The following is a 14,908-nucleotide window of genomic DNA, read 5'->3' as shown; positions in this document are numbered from 1 at the left end:
CCATGCCTCCTGCAAGTCCCCCGCCCGTCCTCGCGGTGCGCGACATCGTCAAGACCTACGGCGGTGTCACCGCACTCAACGGTGTCTCGCTCGACGTGCTGCCCGGCGAAGTGCTCTGCCTGGCCGGCGAGAACGGCAGCGGCAAGTCAACCCTCATCAAGATCATATCCGGAGTGGAGCGGCCTGACTCCGGCGAGATCGTCATCGACGGGACCGGCTATCGGTCGATGGATCCGACGGACGCTATCAAACGCGGAATCCAGGTGATCTATCAGGACTTCTCGCTGTTCCCGAACCTCACTGTCGCCGAGAACATCGTGCTCACCTCGGCCGTCGCCGATCGGCGGCACCTCTACAGCGGGCGCGCCGCCCAGGCCGCCGCGCGGGCGATCGTCGACGACCTCGGTTTCGACATCGATCTGGACGCCGACGTCGAGCAGCTGTCCGTCGCCGACAAGCAGCTGACCGCGATCTGCCGCGCGCTCGTCAACGACGCCCGCGTGCTGATCATGGACGAGCCTACGACGGCGCTCACCCACACCGAGGTGAACCGGCTCTTCGCCGTCGTCGAGCGGCTGCGCTCCCGCGGTGTCGCCCTCATCTTCGTCTCGCACAAGCTGGACGAAGTCCTGCGGATCTCGCAGCGGGTCACCGTGCTCCGCTCCGGCGAGCACGTCATCACCGGCGCTGCGCACGACCTCGACCCGAGGGCCATCGCCCGGCACATGACAGGCCGGGAACTCGACGAGTCCCGGCAGGTGACGGCTCTGGGGCCGGATGCCGGCGTCGTGCTCGAAGTCGAGCGGCTCGGGCTGCGCGGCGCGTACCAGGACGTCTCCTTCTCCCTGCGGCGCGGGGAGATCCTCGGCGTCACCGGGCTGCTCGGGTCCGGGCGTACGGAGATCGCCGAGTCGCTCTTCGGCGCCCTGCCGCACGACACCGGCACCGTCAAGGTCGAGGGCAGGCCGGTCCGGTTGCGATCGATTCGCGATGCGATCGGCGCGGGGATCGGCTACGTGCCCGAGGACCGGCTCACCGAAGGGCTGTTCCTGGACAAGTCGATCTCCGACAACATCATCGCCGGCTCGCCGGACCAGCACAGGAACCGGGGCCGGCTGCTCGATCGGCGCGCCGTGCGCAAGACGATCGACGGCCTCTTCGAGCGGCTACGCGTCAAGGCGCCGGACACCCGCGCTCCGGTGCGGTCGCTGTCCGGCGGCAACGCGCAGCGTGTGGTGCTCGCCAAATGGCTGGCGCGCCGTCCCCGTGTCCTCATACTCAACGGCCCCACCGTCGGGGTGGACGTCGGGTCCAAGGCGGAGATCCTCGGCATCCTCCGGTCCGAGGCCGCCGAAGGAAGGGGCATCTTGATCATCTCCGACGACGCTCCGGAGCTCGTGGCGTGCTGCCACCGCGTCCTCGTCGTGCGCCACGGGCGCATCGTCGAGGTCCTCCAGGAAGGAGAGGTCACCGTAGAGGCGATCCGGGAGAAGGTGGCCGCATGAGCGGCTCCCGGGGCCTGAGCCTGCGCCGGCTGCGGGGATCCAACAACGAGGGCATCCTCGCGATCGTCCTGGTGGTGCTGGTCGTGGGCATGTCGATCGCGAATCCCGCGTTCCTCTCGCTCCCGACCGCCTTCGGCATCCTGCGCAGCTCGATCGTGCCGCTGATCCTGGCACTCGGCGTGCTCATGGTGATCATCTCGGGTGGCATCGACGTGTCGTTCGCGGCGATCGCGGTCTTCGCGGCCTATACAACGGTGACCGTGTTCGACGGCGACACGTTCGGTCTCGGGCTCGCCGGGGCGTTCGTGACCGCGCTGATCATCGGGGCGGTGCTGGGGTCGGTCAACGGCTTCCTGATCGCCAGGTTCCGGCTGCCCACGCTGATCGTCACCCTGGGCACCCAGGGCATCTTCAACGGCATCCTGCTCGCCTACATCGGCTCGCGTTACATCGCCAACCTGCCCGATCCGATGGCGGCGATCTCGACGACGAACCTCATCGAAGTCACCACCTCGGGTGGACGCGCGTACCTGCACCTCCTGGTGATCCCCGCCGTGGCGCTGGCGCTCGCGCTCAGCTTGGTGCTCCGGCGCACCATGTTCGGCCGGAGCATCTACGCGATCGGCGGAGACCTCGACGCGGCACGCCGCTCCGGCATCCGGGTGAACCGCACCCAGCTCGTGGTCTACGTGATCGTCGGCATGATGGCCGCGGCCGGCGGCATGATCTACATGATCATGGGCCGCAGCGCGAACCCCCATGAGCTCGTCGGCACCGAGCTCGACATCATCGCGGCCGTGGTCCTCGGCGGCGCGTCGATCTTCGGAGGCCGCGGCTCGGTGCTCGGGACGGTCCTCGGCGTGCTGCTGATCCAGGTGATCAACAACAGCCTGACCCTCGCCGGCGTGCCCAGCGCCTGGCAGCGGACCGCGGTCGGCGTCCTGCTGGTCGTCGGCGTCGGGGTGCAGGCGCTCGCCGCCGCCAGAGGCACCTGGAGAGCCCGGGGCCGGATCAGGATCAACAGCGGGCAAGAGGTGACGGCATGAAGACCACCCGGCTGGAGCAAGGCCCGCTGGGCAAACTCAACTCCACCTTGGACACCGGCTGGGTCCGCCTGCTCGACCGGATCTCGCCGCAGGGCGGGGCGCGGCGCATGCTCATCCTGCTGATCATCGCCTTCGCGCTGTTCTCGGTGCTCAACCCGGCCGTGTTCCTGAGCACGACGAACCTGCAGAACATCGCGCTCGCCGCACCGGAGATCGGCGTGATCTCGCTGGCGATGATGCTGGCGATGCTCACCGGCGGCATCGACCTGTCGCTCGTGTCGATCGCGAACCTGTCGGCGATCACCATGTCGACGCTGTTCACGACGCTGGCCGCGGGAGATCCGGGCCAGGCCGAGCAGATGGCGCCGCTCATCGTGCTCGCCGGCCTCGCCGTCGGGCTGGCCGGCGGCCTGGTCAACGGCCTGCTCGTCTCGGGTCTCGGCATCACCCCGATCCTGGCCACGCTCGGCACGATGCAGATCTACAACGGCATCGCGGTCGCCTGGACCGGAGGCAAGACGCTGTCCGGATCACCGTCGGCCCTGACCAATCTCGGGCTGTCGACCGTCGGCGGCATCCCGATCCTGTTCGGCCTCTTCGCGGTCGTCGCGATCGCGTTCGGCGTGCTCATCTCTCGCACGCCTCTCGGCCTGCGGATTCAGCTGCTGGGCGCCAACCCGACCGCCGCCCGCTACTCGGGCATCGCCAACCGCCGGATCCTGCTCAGCACCTACGTGCTCACCGGCTTGCTCGGTGGCATCGCCGGCATCTTGTTCATCGCCCGCAATCCGACGGCATCCGCCGACTACGGCTCGTCGTACGTGCTGCTCGTCATCGTGATCGCCGTGCTCGGCGGGACCAATCCCAAGGGCGGCTTCGCCTCCGTCTTCGGCGTGGTGCTGGCCACTCTGACGCTGCAGATCGTTTCGAGCGGATTCACGGCGATGCGGCTGTCCGCCTACGAGTACGCGATCGCGCAGGGTCTCATCCTCCTCGCCGTCATGACCTACGACGAGGTGCGCAGACGGTGGACCAAGCCCGTGCGCTGGCGACCGGCCCGGCGCGCAAGCTCGTGACGTCGGCATTCTCCTATTCACCTGGAAAGGAAAAACGGTGAAGAAGATCATAAACAAGCCCGGTGATTTCGTCGACGAGATGATCGAGGGCATCGTCCTGGCTCATCCCGACCAGGTGAAGATCCCCGGCGACGACCGGCGGATCCTGGTCCGGGCCGACGCGCCGGTCACCGGCAAGGTGGGCATCGTCACGGGCGGCGGCTCGGGTCACCTGCCCCTGTTCAAGGGCTATGTCGGGAAGGGGCTCTGCTCGGGTGTGGCGATCGGGAACGTCTTCAGCTCGCCCAGCTCCCAGCAGTGCTTCGAAGCCACGAAGGCGGTCAACGGCGGAGCCGGCGTGCTGTATCTGTACGGCAACTACGGTGGCGACGTCTTCAACTTCGACCTCGCCGCCGATCTGGCCGAGCTCGACGACATCGAGACCCGTACGGTGCTGGGCCGCGACGACGTCGCCAGCCAGCCGAAGGAGCGTAAGCACGAGCGCCGCGGCGTGGCCGGCATCATGTTCGCCTACAAGGCCGCCGGCGCCGCGGCCGAGCGGGGCGACAGCCTTGAGCAGGTCGCGGCGGTCGCGGAGGACGTCGTCGAGCACACTGCCACCATGGGCATCGGCCTGTCACCGACCGTCCTGCCCACCACCGGAGAGCCGAGCTTCTCCCTGGCGGAAGGCGAGATGGAGGTCGGCATCGGCATCCACGGCGAGCCCGGCATCCACCGGGGTCCGCTCGAAACGGCGGACGCGATCACCGACCGGATCATCGACGCGCTCGTCAAGGACCTGGAGCTGGTCCCGGGCGATCGCGTGGCCGTACTGGTCAACGGCCTCGGCGCCACGCCCCTGGAAGAGCTCTACGTCATGTACCGCCGGGCGCACCAGGTGCTGTCGGAGCACGGTCTGTCGATCGAGAAGAAGTACGTGGGCGAATACGCGACCAGCCTGGAGATGGCCGGAGCCTCGATTTCCCTGCTCAAGCTCGACGACGCCCGCCTCGAGCTGCTCAACGCGCCGGCGTCCTCGCCGTTCTTCCTGGAGGTCTGAACCATGCGCTCGCCAGAGCTGATCGAAACGATCAAGCGCAGCCTTTCGCAGCTCATCGAGGTGGCCGACGAGCTGCGTGATCTCGACCAGGCACTGGGTGACGGTGACCTCGGCATCACCGTCTCGCTGGGAGCCGCCGCGGTCATCGAGGTGCTCGACACGCTGCCCGAGGACGTCACGCCGCCGGAGATCGCCCGCGCGTGCGCGAAGGCGTTCGCCAACGCCAACCCCTCGACGCTCGCCGCCCTCGTCGCGGGGGGCCTGCTCGCCGGATCGAAGACGTGGGTGGACGTCGAGGACGTCGACGTATCGGCCGCCGCCCGGTTCGTCCGCGCAGCCGGGGACAACATCGCCCAGCGCGGCAAGACCCAGCTCGGGGACAAGACGATCGTCGATGTAATCCTGCCCGCCGCCGACGCTCTGAGCGCCGCCACGAACGGCGCCGCCGGCCTGGACGCGGCCACCGCGGTCGCGGAGAAGGCCGTCGTCGACACCCGCGCGCTCCAGTCCCGGCGCGGGCGCGCGGCGTGGCTGCAGGAACGCAGCATCGGTTTGCAGGATCCCGGCGCGACCGCCATGTGGCGATTCCTGCAATCCTGGCAGCAGGCCACCTCGCCGACGCGGTAAGGGGGCGGGCAAACCAGACGGGTGCGGGCCTTCGGGTGCTTCGCCGGTGGTGCGTTCGAGCTTGCCCACCCCGGGAGTGCGCGTCGCGAGCCCTGTGCCGCCGGTCCCTTCGCGCAGTACGGTCGTGCGACTGCGATTCCGAAGGAGACGATCATGGCAGGCCCGACACCGGAGCAGATCGAGCACTACGTGCGGACGCTCGAGCAGTTGAGCGATCTCCAGCCATGCCCCGGGGAAAACCTGAGCTGGACGGTGGTGCGGCCTCACCACGCGGGGTTGACGGTGCAAGAGGCGGTACGCCGGTTGCACGGTGACCCGGACACCGTGACGCCGCACCAGCCGGCTGAAGCCGATGACGACGATGACACGGTCTTCCTCGAACAGCGCGGTGACACGGTCATCGTCGTGGGGTACGGCACCGCCACCGCCGAGGAGGACGTGTTGCGGCGGCTCAGCCAGGGCGCCACAGTTCATTCGGTGTTCTGGCTGATCAACAACTTCAGCAGGCTCTACTACCTCGTGGACGGCGTGGTGGTCACCGAGGTGGAGACGCTGCGCCCGCTGGAGCGGCGGGGGACCGACCCGGAGGCGTTGACCGGCCATCTCGATGCGTTGCGCGACCTCCACGATCGCTCCGGCCCGGGCCCTGACTGGGAGACCGCGATGGCCACCCTGGAGTCGCTGACCGGCCAGCGACTCGATGCCGGCTGGTTTGCCCGTCCTCAACTGCAGGCGAAGGTGAACCGCCGTTGAGCGCGGATTCGTCCTCCGTCGACATCAATCCCGATCGTGGTGGCAGACGGCCTCCAGCATGATGCCGAACGGGTCGAGCCAGAAGGTCGCGTAGTAGGGCTGCGGGTACTCCGGAAACACGCGGGGCTCGTGCAGCACGGTGGCCCCAAGCTCAGTGACCCGTTCATGCACCTTCTCGACCACCGACCGGCTGCTCACCATGAAGGCGACGTGCTGTAGCCCGGCACGGTGCCGGGAGTAGTCACCCGGCTCGCTCGCGGGGTAGATGAACAGGTAGGCGCCTGGCTTCCCGCCGGCCGGACGGTAGGAGAACTCGTCCTCGGTGCTGAAGAACTCCTCGAAGCCCAGCAACGGCATAAAAACGTCGTAGTAGCTCTTGGCGGTCTGCAGATCAGGAACGTTGATCCCGATGTGACCGATCATGGCGACATTCTCTCTGCCGGCCCGCCAGGAGAACAGCCGTCCCCCCAAAATACGGTCGAAGTCAGCTCGTCAGTGTGAGCGGGTTGACCAGGTCGGCGTGGACGAGCAGGCCTGCCATGATCATCATCGCCAGCGCCGCCGCCCGCGATGTGCCCGCCGTCGAGCGGCAGCCGGAGCTCAGGATCTCGCCGTCCAAGCGGCCCGCGCCGACCATGCCCACCGGGCCCTCGGGGTCGCGCTCCTCGCCGGAGAAGGCCGCGTGCCAGACGGCCGATCTTCTGGCCGTTCGAGGAGACCATGCGGTCACCCGGCTTGAGGGCCGCCTGCGCGGCCGGGGTGAGCTGGTCGCCGGGCGCGCAGGCAGCGCGCTGCGCGGGGAACCCCAGAGGCAGTCTCGCCAGGGGGTGAGGCAGTTGGTGACCTGCTCCCGGTCCTCTCGCACCGAGGAGAGGTTCCTTGACCCTTCTCCGTGGCGTTGCCGGTGATCATAGGATCGTCCGCATGGATCTGGACGACACCGCCGCCCGGCTCGGGGTACCCGTCGAGGACGTCGACCGTGTGCACCGGCTCGCCGGCGACCGGCCGTCGGCTCCGCTGCCCGCAAAGGCCGACGCGCCCGCGATCCTCGACCGGCTCGCGGTGCGGCCGGACGACGCCGCCGAGATCATGGCGGGCTGGCCCGACCCGGGCTCGCCACTGTGGACTCCGGAGCTGCGCTGGCTGCTCGACCGCTCGATCGCCCTGGTCCGCGCCGATCTCGGAGGCCACGGCTGGCTGTCGCCCGGTCCGGAGCTGCCGCGCGACCGGGGCCCCGCCTGGCGGCACCTCTACGTGTACGCGTACCTGGCCCTGGTCGACGTCGTCAGGGGATACCACCGCGACCACGGCATCGCCGATGCCGTGTCCTGGGTGACCCTCGCCGACCTGGGCCGGAACCTCGCGATCGACCGGCGGATGAACCGCGAGGGCTGGCCGGTCATGCAGAGCTGGCTGACGCTGCACGCGCGCGGCGGCATCTACGAGCTGGGCCGGCTGCAGCACCATCGCGGCGGCACCACCATCGACCTGCACATCCCCGAGTCGGGACCGATGACCCCGGAGGCGGTCGCGGCGTCGCTCGACGAGGCCCGCGCGTTCTTCCCGCGCCACTTTCCCGACGAGCGCTACACGGAGTTCGCCTGCGGCTCGTGGCTGCTCGACCCGCAGTTACTGGAGTACCTGCCCGGCGACTCCAACATCGTCCAGTTCCAGCGGAGGTTCGAGCTGGAGCCCTACGAGGAGCCGGAAGGGCTGGACGCCGACGTCGAGGCGGCGCGGTTCGTGTTCCGCACCCTGACCACGCCGCTCGACCAGCTGCCGCGCCGCACCACGCTCCAGCGCGCGATCGTCGACCACCTGAAGGCCGGCCGCCACTGGCGCTGGCGCCGCGGCCGCTTCCCGATTCAGCCTCCTCACCGAGCTCGACCTGCCTGACCGCGTGCGGGCAGCGGTCTACGCCCACCGCAGGGGCCTGGTGGCCTGAGGCGCACCGCCTCGACGGGGTGAACGCCGCAGACCTCAGGAACCGTCCGTGGCCCTGTTCGGTCAGAGCGCGGCCGTCGGCCCCGGTACGGCGGGCGTACCCGACGAGCGGGCCGAGACGACGTCGAGCAGGTTGACCAGCCGATCGACCTGCTCAGAGTCCAGACGTCCGGTCGCGGGCCCCAGGGCGCGCCGGATGTCGTCCTCCACGCGCTTGGCGAGCTCGAGCCCGGCTGGAGTCATGTACACCTCGACGACCCGGCCGTCATGGGGATTCTTGCCGCGGGTCAGCAGCCCCCGGCGCTCGGCGCGGGCGATGAGGGTGGACATCGTGGATTTGTCCAGGCCGAGATAGGCGGCCAGTTCGGTGACGCGGGCGCGGCGGTCACGGAGGATGCCGAGCACGCGTAGCTGGGTGAGCGACAGGTCGTGCTCGCCACCGATGCGGGTCAGCACGCCTGCCACCTCGAAGGTGGTCCGGACGAGGGCGTCCATGACATCGTCGGCGCTGGTCATGCCGCCATGCTAGTTCGACATGGTTGGAATGACCAACCATGCCGAAACGCGTGGAAAGGCCGGCGCGGTTGACATGGTTTGCATTTCCAACCATTATGGCGATGGTTGGAAATGCAAACCATCTGTCTTCTGGAGGTCACCATGCACGCTGCCGTCATCCGGGCCGCCGACGCCCCTCCGGTCTATCGCGACCACCCCGACCCCGCGCCACACAACGGCGACGAGCTGGTCGTCGAGGTGCTCGCGGCGGGCCTGCATCACCTGACCAGGTCCAAGGCGAACGGCTCGCACTACACCAGCAGCGGGAGGTACCCGCTCGTCCCCGGCGTCGACGGCGTCGTACGCGACCAGGAGGGCAACCTCCGCTACGTGGTCCTGGACGACACGGCGCTGGGGACGTTCGCCGACCGCACCCTCATCGACCCTCGCCGCAGCGTGATCCTGCCCGGCGGCATCGACCCCGTGCAGATCGCCGCCGCGATGAACCCGGCCATGTCGTCCTGGGTCGCGCTGCGCCGCCGCGTCGACTTCCACGCCGGTCAGCGCGTCCTCGTCCTCGGCGCCACCGGCAACGCCGGACGGATGGCGGTCCAGATCGCCAAGCTGTTCGGCGCCGCCCAGGTCATCGCGGCCGGCCGCGACGCCACCCGCCTGAAGGCGCTGGCCGCGCTCGGCGCCGACGAGACGATCACCTTCGACCAGATCGGCCACGGGGAGATCGGCCACGCGGCCGACGTCGACGTGGTCATCGACTACGTGTGGGGTGAACCCGCCGCCGGCGCCATGATCCCGATGCTCACCGCCCGCGCCGACCGCACCACCCCGCTGACCTGGATCCAGATCGGATCCGTCGCCGGTCAGAGCGCGCCGATCCCCTCAGCGGCACTGCGCTCCGCCCGCCTGCAGATCGTCGGCAGCGGCATCGGCTCGGTCCCCGCCCGCGACTTCATCGCCGAGCTGCCGGAGCTGGCCTCATCGGTGACCGCGGGCGCGATCGACGTACGGGCCCGTGCCGTACCCCTCGCCCAGGTCACGCAGGCGTGGGCCGCCGAGACCGAGGAGCGCATCGTCTTCGTCCCGTAGCCGGATGGAGAAGGAAGCCATGACCCCGGGCCCTGGCCGTCGGCCTCGGCGTCAGCGGCATCGCGACGGCGATCGGCCCGCGGCGCATCGGCTGGGACCCGGTGATCGTGGAGAGAGCGCCGGGCCGCCGCATGACCCGCAACCAAGATCGAGCACAAGTTCAGCCATGCGGGCGGCACGTGCCGTTCACCGGTTCACTTCCGCGGCCGGGAGCCGGTGGATGATGACGATGCTGATGGCCAGAAGGACGATCGCGGTGACGAACCCGCTCGTCGCGCTTCCGGTCAGGTCCTTCATCCAGGCGAGCGCGTACGTGGCGACGAATCCGCCGAGGTTGCCGATCGACGAGATGAGCGCCATCCCCGCCGCGGCGGCGGCTCCCTGAAGGAAGATCCCGGGCAGGCACCAGAAGACGGGGTAACTGGCGACGATCCCGATATTGGCCAGCGTGATCGTCAACGTGACAAGGAGGACAGAGCCATCCGTCGCGATGGCGCCCGCCAGCCCGGCGATCGCCAGGGCGAAGGGCACGATGATGTGGCGGCGGCGCTCTCGCGCCCGGTCCGACAGGAACCCGTTGAGCAGAAGCGCCACGATGCCGCAGGCGCTCGGAATCGTGGTGAGCCAGCCGATGGCCGTGGCCCCGCCCGCCCCCGCCTCCTGCAGGATGGACGGCAGCCAGAAGCTGATGGTGTACGTGGCGGTCAGGAAACTGAAGGCGACCAGCCCCAGCCGCCACACGCGCCCCGACCTGAACGCGGCTCCGAGGTCGTGCCCCTGCGCTGGAAGCGCGTCCCGATCGGCCCGCAGGACCGCCGCCAGCTGTCCCTTCTCGTCATCGGTGAGCCACCGGGCCGTCTGCACGCTCGACGCGAGCACGAACGGGAACAGCAGGCCCAGCACAACGGCCGGAGCGGCCTCCAGGAGGAACAGCCACTGCCATCCCATCCAGCCGTTGACTCCCTCGAACCGCGACATGATCCACCCGGACAAGGGTCCTCCCACCAGCGAAGCGGCGGGCAGACCGATGAGGAAGAATCCGATGACGCGAGCGCGTCGCTGAGAGGGATACCACTGGGTGAGATAGAGCAGCACGCCGGGAACGAAGCCCGCCTCCGCCGCGCCGAGCAGGAACCTGAGGGCGTAGAACTGCCAGACATCGGTGACGAACGCCGTCAGGCCGGACAGAACCCCCCAGGTGATCATGATTCTGGCCAGCCACCAGCGCGCGCTGGTCTTCTGCATGATGACGTTGCTGGGCACCTCGAACACGATGTAGGCCACGAAGAAGAGGCCGGCCCCGAGGCCGTAGACGAGTTCGCTGAATCCCAGCGCGTCGAGCATCTTCAACTTGGCGAAGCCGAGGTTGATGCGGTCCAGGAAGGCGAGCAGATAGCCGAGGAAGATCAGCGGGACGATCCGCAACGACACCTTGCGGAAGAGCGCGCCGGTCACCAGGGGAGACGGAGAAACCGAGGCAGGGGGCATGGGGGCCTCTCAAGGGTTCAGCAGACGAGGATCGACGTTCCCGCCGCACACCAGCACGCCGACACGCTCACCGGGGCGGGGCCGGTAGGCGGCACTGAGGAGGGCGGCCAGCGCGGTCGCGCCACCCGCTTCCACCGGGAGCCGCAGGCTGCGCCACAGCGCCGCCTGGGCGCGGACGATGTCGTCATCGTCGACCAGGACGACGTCCGAGACGGCCTGTGAGCAGATGCGGTGTACGAGGTCTCCGACGTTTCGCGGGCCCAGGGAGTCCGCCGCCACGGAGGCGACCGCCACATCCACGGGACCCCCGGCTTCGAGCGCGGCGTGTAGAGCACGGGAGCCGCGGGGCTCGACCCCCACGACCTTGACCCGGTGGCCGTGCCACCACGACGCGAGCCCCGAGACGAGCCCTCCTCCGCCTGCGGCGACGAGGACTGTGTCGAGTCCCGGCGCCTGCTCGTCCCACTCCAGGGCGATGGTCCCCTGGCCGGCGACCGTCGCGGCCACTCCGTAGGGGTGCACCTCGTGTGCGCCGGAGTCGCGCACGTAGGCGGCGCAGGCTTGCTGGGCCTCGTCGTAGTCGTCCCCGGACACGACCACTCGATCGGTCAGCTCCGCTATGGCCGCCAGCTTCAAAGGACTGACCGTGGCCGGGACGAAGATCGTCGCGGTGACGCCGAGGCGGCGTGCGGCGTACGCGACGGCGATGCCGTGGTTGCCGCCCGAGGCCGCCGCGACGCCCGCCTCCCCGAAACCGGCGATCTCCACCAGCATGTTGTTGAAGGCGCCACGCGGCTTGAAGGAGCCGGTGTGCTGCAGCAACTCCAGCTTCATGGTCATGTCGTGCGCGATGCCGAAGTCGTCCCCGCGCACCTCGATGGTCGGCGTCCGGCGGCAGTGGCCGGATATCCGCCTCTGTGCCGCGCGGATGTCCTCGGCCACGACGGGAAGACTCACCGGACGACCTGCCGCTGGTGACCGAGCCCCTCTATGTCCAGGCGCATGACATCACCGGGCCGCAGGTAGCGGCCATGCGCCAGCCCGACCCCCGCGGGCGTGCCGGTCGTCACGACGTCCCCCGGCTCCAGGACCATGAACCGTGAGACGTAGGAGAGCAGGAATGCCGGCGGGAAGATCATCTCCTTGGTGCTGCTGCTCTGCATGACGTCGCCGTTCAAGGTCAGCGACATCGCGAGGCCGGACACGTCGCGCATCTCCTCGGTGGTGACGAGCCACGGGCCCAGCGGGCCGAACGTCGGCGCGCTCTTGCCTTTCAGCCACTGGCCCGTGCCGCCCATCTGCCAGTGGCGTTCGGAGACGTCGTTGCAGATGCAGTAGCCCGCGATCGCGCGCTCCGCCTCGGCCTCATCGGCGCGGTAGACCCGCTCTCCGACGACGATGGCCAGCTCGAGCTCCCAGTCGACCTGGGTGGCGCCGGGTGGAATGATCACATCGTCGTACGGGCCGGAAAGAGCGCCGGCCGCCTTGCTGAACAGGACAGGCTCCGCCGGAACGTCCATGCCCGTCTCCTGGGCGTGATCGCGGTAGTTCAGCCCTACGGCGATGAAGTTCCGCGTTCCCGCGACGGGCGCTGCGAGTCGTGCCTCGCCGGGGACCACCGGCAGCGACTCCTCGTCGAGCGCGGCCAGGCGCTCGATCCCGGCGCGTCCCAGCGTCTCGCCCGCGAGATCCGTGACGTGCCCGGACAGGTCCCTGAGCTGCCCCGAGCCGTCGATGAGGCCGGGCCGCACCGTCTCGCCCGACCAGTGGCGTACGAGTTTCATGAGGCGATCCCTCCAGATCCGGCGAGGTATTCGGCACCCACCGTGCGGCAGTCCATCTCGTACTCGAGGTCGACGACGGGCGGGCGGTGCGGATGCCAGGTGAGGCCGTCCGTGCTGCGCAGCGGATTCATCACCTCGCGGGCCAGCAGCGCCTGGACGTCGTGGACCGTGTAGACCTGGACGACCTGGGGGGCGTGACCCGAGACGCCGAGCCCGTCCATCCGGCTCTTGAGCGCGGCGGTCACGAACCGCACCTTGGACAGCAGGCCCTCGGCGGACATGTCCTGATAGGCGATCATGTGGTCGCGATAGTCGCCGAGGCCCTCAGGAGACTCGGCGCTGCCCGACACCACGTACTGAACGGTGTCGGCCTCCGTCCGTACGGTGAACGCGAACGCGTGCGCACTCGGCTCCGGCACCGGGTTCACGGTCGGGCAGACATTGCTGCGTGCCACCGGGTTGGCGCCGTCCGATCCGATCAGCCCCCACTTGTCCAACAGCGCGATGTACTCCGTGTTGAACGAGCTGAACGACGACTCCGTGAACGGCTCGGGCGACCGCAGCTCCCACGAGCACAGTGCCGTCAGCGGCCGGCCGGCCGCGCCGAGGATACTTTCCGCCGTGCTGAACGCGGCGGCGAGCGGCACGGGCGTCGGGAACCGGACCCGGGCGATGCCGTGGCCCGGCTCGGCCACGACACCCGCCGAGTACTGGGAGACACCGGGCAGGTATAGATAGCCGGATTCTGGTCCGGCCGAACGCAACATTTCAGTCTGCTCCTTTCGAATGCAGGACAGACTGTCATTCGGAGGACTAGATCGCTATTAGCAAATTTCGCGGCACGCATGCTAATTTTTCGCATGGTGCGAGCAAGGCAGGGAGGCGGGGCATGCTGGAGACCGCAGCGTTGCGCTACTTCCGCGAAGTGGCCCGGACCGGCTCCATCGCCCGTGCCGCGGATCACCTGTTCATCGCGCCCAGCGCCATCAGCCGGCAGTTGCGTCTCCTGGAGGAGCACCTCGGCGTCGAGCTGTTCAATCGCGGGCCCAAGGGCATGACGCTCACCGCTGCGGGTGAGGTGCTGCTCGGATTCGCCGATCAGCAACTGGCGACGGCCGAACGGCTGCACATGGAGTTCGGCTCCGACCGGCACAGGACGGGCGGCCGGGTCAGCGTGGCCACGGTCGAGGCGCCGCTCAGCAGCTTCGTTCCCGAGGCTCTGGCCAAGGTCGCGCACACCCACCCGGACATCGAAGTCAACGTGGTGGCGGCGGGTTCCAACGATGTGGCGGCCTTCGTCGCCGAGAGCCGGGCCGATCTCGGCCTGGTCTTCGGCCCGGTCCCGCGCTCCGACGTGACGGAGCTGGCGACCCGGCCCCTGCCGCTGTTCGTCATGGTGGAGCCGGGCCATCCGCTGGCGGCTCGGCCGAACTGCGACCTGCGCGACCTGCTCGACGTGCGGCTCGCACTTCCGGACAAGTCCTTCGGCATCCGGCAGGAGGTCGAACGAGCCGCCGCCGGACACCACGTCCGGCTGATCGTCGCCTACGAGACCAACTCACTGGCCCTCCTGCGCGAACTCGCCGTCCGCACGGGGGTGGCGATCTTCATGCCGCTCGAAGGTGCTCGCCCCGAGCTGGAGGCTGGGCTGCTCACCGCGGTCCCGATCAACGATCGGCGACTCACGAGCACCCGTATCACCCTGATCAGCGGGCTCGCGGCGACCGGTTCCCCGGCTCTGACGGTGGTCTCCGACGCCTTGGTGGCCGCGTTGCGCGGTCCGTCGCGGGGAGGGCGGGGAGAGGGGCCGACGAGATGAGTGGCGTGTTGCCGTAGGCGCAGGCTCACTCCGGCTTACCCCGCAGTACCCCGCCGCCGGAGGCCCGGCCGGCGCGAGCGGCTGATCGAGGCAGGGGATCAGGTACTCCCTGGAGCACGAGGGCCAGGTGGCTGTCCGCGATGCTCGCGTGCCGTCAGAGTCTGGACTTGAGATCGATCAGGGTCACATGGCGGTCCCCATGTCCACGGAACAGGAAAGCGTCGCGCC

16 protein-coding genes are annotated in these 14,908 nt (G+C 69.2%); 9 read left to right on the top strand and 7 right to left on the bottom strand.

The genetic code is table 11. The features are described from left to right. The first annotated feature begins 2 nt into the window (after positions 1-2). The 6 genes from ETD85_RS00480 to ETD85_RS00455 all read left to right on the top strand — a co-directional run bounded on the left by ETD85_RS00480 (position 3) and on the right by ETD85_RS00455 (position 6,046). On the top strand, positions 3-1,505 hold the full coding sequence (locus tag ETD85_RS00480) for a sugar ABC transporter ATP-binding protein (RefSeq protein WP_138687544.1): 1,503 nt from the start codon (positions 3-5) through the stop codon (positions 1,503-1,505). Further along, on the top strand, positions 1,502-2,551 hold the full coding sequence (locus ETD85_RS00475) for an ABC transporter permease (RefSeq protein WP_138687543.1): 1,050 nt from the start codon (positions 1,502-1,504) through the stop codon (positions 2,549-2,551). The genes ETD85_RS00480 and ETD85_RS00475 overlap by 4 nt, the downstream gene beginning before the upstream one ends. Further along, positions 2,548-3,627 (top strand): ABC transporter permease, encoded by a 1,080-nt coding sequence (locus ETD85_RS00470; protein WP_206057996.1) that lies wholly within the window; start codon positions 2,548-2,550, stop codon positions 3,625-3,627. The genes ETD85_RS00475 and ETD85_RS00470 overlap by 4 nt, the downstream gene beginning before the upstream one ends. A gap of 37 nt (positions 3,628-3,664) precedes the next feature. Beyond that, entirely contained in the window at positions 3,665-4,666 is a 1,002-nt protein-coding gene (locus tag ETD85_RS00465) for a dihydroxyacetone kinase subunit DhaK (RefSeq protein ID WP_138687542.1), read from the top strand. A 3-nt stretch (positions 4,667-4,669) separates the two neighbouring features. Next, on the top strand, positions 4,670-5,293 hold the full coding sequence (locus tag ETD85_RS00460; protein WP_138687541.1) for a DAK2 domain-containing protein: 624 nt from the start codon (positions 4,670-4,672) through the stop codon (positions 5,291-5,293). Between the two features lie 153 nt (positions 5,294-5,446). Next, on the top strand, positions 5,447-6,046 hold the full coding sequence (locus tag ETD85_RS00455; RefSeq protein ID WP_138687540.1) for a DUF6461 domain-containing protein: 600 nt from the start codon (positions 5,447-5,449) through the stop codon (positions 6,044-6,046). Positions 6,047-6,070: 24 nt separating this feature from the next. Here ETD85_RS00455 and ETD85_RS00450 read toward each other — a convergent pair whose 3' ends face one another. Both ETD85_RS00450 and ETD85_RS65395 read right to left on the bottom strand, forming a co-directional pair. Then, the gene (locus tag ETD85_RS00450; protein WP_138687539.1) at positions 6,071-6,469 is read right to left on the bottom strand and encodes a VOC family protein; all 399 of its coding nucleotides are present in this window, start codon (positions 6,467-6,469) and stop codon (positions 6,071-6,073) included. 61 nt (positions 6,470-6,530) lie between these two features. Next, positions 6,531-6,911, bottom strand: coding sequence for a hypothetical protein (locus tag ETD85_RS65395; RefSeq protein ID WP_240778702.1), 381 nt, complete (start codon positions 6,909-6,911; stop codon positions 6,531-6,533). A 59-nt stretch (positions 6,912-6,970) separates the two neighbouring features. Here ETD85_RS65395 and ETD85_RS00440 point away from each other — a divergent pair, with 59 nt between their 5' ends. Beyond that, the gene (locus ETD85_RS00440; protein ID WP_138687538.1) at positions 6,971-7,942 is read left to right on the top strand and encodes an acyltransferase domain-containing protein; all 972 of its coding nucleotides are present in this window, start codon (positions 6,971-6,973) and stop codon (positions 7,940-7,942) included. A 111-nt stretch (positions 7,943-8,053) separates the two neighbouring features. On the opposite strand, the gene ETD85_RS00435 is transcribed toward ETD85_RS00440, so the two are convergent. Next, a complete protein-coding gene (locus ETD85_RS00435) occupies positions 8,054-8,506 on the bottom strand; it encodes a MarR family winged helix-turn-helix transcriptional regulator (protein WP_138687537.1) in 453 nt (150 codons plus the stop codon). Between the two features lie 141 nt (positions 8,507-8,647). On the opposite strand from ETD85_RS00435, the gene ETD85_RS00430 reads away from it, so the two are divergent. Then, positions 8,648-9,589, top strand: a complete 942-nt coding sequence (locus ETD85_RS00430) for a quinone oxidoreductase family protein (RefSeq protein WP_138687536.1) — start codon at positions 8,648-8,650, stop codon at positions 9,587-9,589. Between the two features lie 186 nt (positions 9,590-9,775). Here the strand turns inward: ETD85_RS00430 and ETD85_RS00425 are convergent, their stop codons facing one another. The 4 genes from ETD85_RS00425 to cnbZ are packed head-to-tail and all read right to left on the bottom strand — an operon-like array spanning position 9,776 to position 13,628. Next, on the bottom strand, positions 9,776-11,044 hold the full coding sequence (locus ETD85_RS00425) for an MFS transporter (RefSeq protein ID WP_240778700.1): 1,269 nt from the start codon (positions 11,042-11,044) through the stop codon (positions 9,776-9,778). Positions 11,045-11,086: 42 nt separating this feature from the next. Next, the gene (locus ETD85_RS00420; RefSeq protein WP_138687534.1) at positions 11,087-12,034 is read right to left on the bottom strand and encodes a serine/threonine dehydratase; all 948 of its coding nucleotides are present in this window, start codon (positions 12,032-12,034) and stop codon (positions 11,087-11,089) included. Further along, positions 12,031-12,861 carry a fumarylacetoacetate hydrolase family protein gene (locus tag ETD85_RS00415; protein ID WP_138687533.1) on the bottom strand — a complete coding sequence of 277 codons (831 nt, stop codon included), beginning with the start codon at positions 12,859-12,861 and terminating at the stop codon, positions 12,031-12,033. Before ETD85_RS00415 ends, ETD85_RS00420 begins: the two co-directional genes overlap by 4 nt. Next, a complete protein-coding gene (cnbZ, locus tag ETD85_RS00410; RefSeq protein WP_138687532.1) occupies positions 12,858-13,628 on the bottom strand; it encodes a 2-amino-5-chloromuconate deaminase CnbZ in 771 nt (256 codons plus the stop codon). The genes ETD85_RS00415 and cnbZ overlap by 4 nt, the downstream gene beginning before the upstream one ends. Before the next feature lie 122 nt (positions 13,629-13,750). Here cnbZ and ETD85_RS00405 point away from each other — a divergent pair, with 122 nt between their 5' ends. Next, positions 13,751-14,680, top strand: coding sequence for a LysR family transcriptional regulator (locus ETD85_RS00405; protein ID WP_138687531.1), 930 nt, complete (start codon positions 13,751-13,753; stop codon positions 14,678-14,680). Positions 14,681-14,908: the final 228 nt, after the last annotated feature.

This window comes from Nonomuraea zeae (assembly GCF_005889725.1).
In the GTDB taxonomy this organism is placed as follows: domain Bacteria; phylum Actinomycetota; class Actinomycetes; order Streptosporangiales; family Streptosporangiaceae; genus Nonomuraea; species Nonomuraea zeae.
Note: the sequence above shows the minus strand (reverse complement) of the source record. Positions and strands in the feature narration are given on the sequence as shown.

Bases quoted from the DNA above. Each gene is read 5' to 3' on its own strand.
- ETD85_RS00460 (WP_138687541.1), top strand. From the start codon at position 4,670: ATGCGCTCGCCAGAGCTGATCGAAACGATCAAGCGCAGCCTTTCGCAG.
- ETD85_RS00415 (WP_138687533.1), bottom strand. From the start codon at position 12,861: ATGAAACTCGTACGCCACTGGTCGGGCGAGACGGTGCGGCCCGGCCTC.
- ETD85_RS00475 (WP_138687543.1), top strand. From the start codon at position 1,502: ATGAGCGGCTCCCGGGGCCTGAGCCTGCGCCGGCTGCGGGGATCCAAC.
- ETD85_RS00435 (WP_138687537.1), bottom strand. From the start codon at position 8,506: ATGACCAGCGCCGACGATGTCATGGACGCCCTCGTCCGGACCACCTTC.
- ETD85_RS00470 (WP_206057996.1), top strand. From the start codon at position 2,548: ATGAAGACCACCCGGCTGGAGCAAGGCCCGCTGGGCAAACTCAACTCC.
- ETD85_RS00455 (WP_138687540.1), top strand. From the start codon at position 5,447: ATGGCAGGCCCGACACCGGAGCAGATCGAGCACTACGTGCGGACGCTC.
- cnbZ (WP_138687532.1), bottom strand. From the start codon at position 13,628: ATGTTGCGTTCGGCCGGACCAGAATCCGGCTATCTATACCTGCCCGGT.
- ETD85_RS00440 (WP_138687538.1), top strand. From the start codon at position 6,971: ATGGATCTGGACGACACCGCCGCCCGGCTCGGGGTACCCGTCGAGGAC.
- ETD85_RS00450 (WP_138687539.1), bottom strand. From the start codon at position 6,469: ATGATCGGTCACATCGGGATCAACGTTCCTGATCTGCAGACCGCCAAG.
- ETD85_RS00480 (WP_138687544.1), top strand. From the start codon at position 3: ATGCCTCCTGCAAGTCCCCCGCCCGTCCTCGCGGTGCGCGACATCGTC.
- ETD85_RS00405 (WP_138687531.1), top strand. From the start codon at position 13,751: ATGCTGGAGACCGCAGCGTTGCGCTACTTCCGCGAAGTGGCCCGGACC.
- ETD85_RS00430 (WP_138687536.1), top strand. From the start codon at position 8,648: ATGCACGCTGCCGTCATCCGGGCCGCCGACGCCCCTCCGGTCTATCGC.